We start from the raw sequence: 1610 nt of genomic DNA on the forward strand, positions 1-1610 counted from the left end.
TGAGCGTCTCGTGGGCTCGGAGATGTGTATAAGAGACAGGTTTTAGATAATGTACTCGATCTTTTTTATACTATCCAAAGAGAAGCGAATCTGCCTATGCATGTGGAACCGCGACAAAAGCAACTCCATTATGTCCCAACTCTCAGTGATGGTCGAACCCCTAAGAGAAAAGCTAGCAGAACAAGACATCAAAGATACCATCAGCGAAATCTGCAAACAAAATGAGCTGTTTTACTGGATTTGAAAGAATGATAGAATATTTTTAATAGAAATTAAATGAGTGGAGGTAGTGCACAGATGACAAGTTCAATTGAAAATAAAGCAATTTCAATTCTAAAAGAAGCATATGGACCTAGGGCAGAATTTAGGGAAGGTCAGCTTGAGGCTATCATATCAGTTGTTCAAAAAAAGAAAACATTGGTAGTTCAGAAAACAGGATGGGGAAAGTCAGTTGTTTATTTTATTGCGAGTAAAATTTTAAGACAGAATGGTGCAGGTCCCACGGTTATTGTAAGCCCTCTTTTAGCATTGATGACGAACCAAATTGATGCGGCAACTAAGCTTGGAATAAGAGCTATGACGATAAACAGTAACAATCAAGATGAATGGGAAGAACTGTATGCTGATATCGAAAATTATGACGCAATTATCATCTCCCCAGAACGTTTGGCAAACGAAAGATTTATGGAACGATTTTCGAATATTGGTGGTATTCAACTATTTGTGGTAGATGAAGCGCATTCAATATCTGATTGGGGGCATGACTTCCGTCCAGACTATCAAAGAATCGTGAAGCTTTTGGATAATTTTCCAGCTGATATCGCTATTTTAGGCACTACCGCAACGGCAAACGATCGTGTGATCAAAGACATAAAAAGTCAACTTGGAGAGGATTTAAACGTTGTTAGAGGAGATTTGATGCGTGAAAATTTAGCTATTCAAATTAATCCGCGTCAAACTCGAGAGGAACGTTTAGCGTGGCTTGCTCAAAGCTTACAATTTGATGAAAACTTAAAAACAGGACAAGGTATTATTTATTGTTTGACGCAAAGAGATTGCGAGACGGTTGCCGAATTTTTAAAGAAATCATCTATTTCTGCCGAAGCCTACCATGCTGGATTAGGAAAAGATGAGTTTGAAGTAGATATTGCACAAAAGCGTATGGAAGCTTTCGATAAAGGAGATCTGAGAATCTTAGTGGCGACGGTCAAGTTAGGCATGGGTTATGATAAACCAGATATACGGTTTGTTATCCATTATCAATTGCCAAAGAATATTATCTCCTATTATCAACAAATAGGAAGGGCTGGTCGTGATGGTCAAAGTGCATACGCTATTATGTTTCATGGATATGAAGATGAAGAAATACTGGACTCCTTTATTGAAGGTGCACAGGCAAGTCCAGAGCCTGTCTCTTATACACATCTAGATGTGTATAAGAGACAGGTCAAAGTGCATACGCTATTATGTTTCATGGATATGAAGATGAAGAAATACTGGACTCCTTTATTGAAGGTGCACAGGCAAGTCCAGAGCTGTTAAATCAAATTATGGAAATGACCCTTTCAAGGGGGATGAAACCTACTGAAATTCTATCAGAAATGAATATC

The 1610-nt window shown here is 38.3% G+C and carries 1 protein-coding gene; it reads left to right on the plus strand.

What is annotated here, in order from left to right; translation table 11 throughout:
• Window positions 1–297 precede the first annotated feature (297 nt).
• Entirely contained in the window at window positions 298–1542 is a 1245-nt protein-coding gene (locus A5875_RS17100; RefSeq protein WP_088934815.1) for a RecQ family ATP-dependent DNA helicase, read from the plus strand.
• Window positions 1543–1610 lie beyond the last annotated feature (68 nt).

This window comes from Enterococcus sp. 3H8_DIV0648 (assembly GCF_002140655.1).
GTDB classification, from domain to species: Bacteria; Bacillota; Bacilli; order Lactobacillales; family Enterococcaceae; genus Enterococcus_A; species Enterococcus_A hulanensis.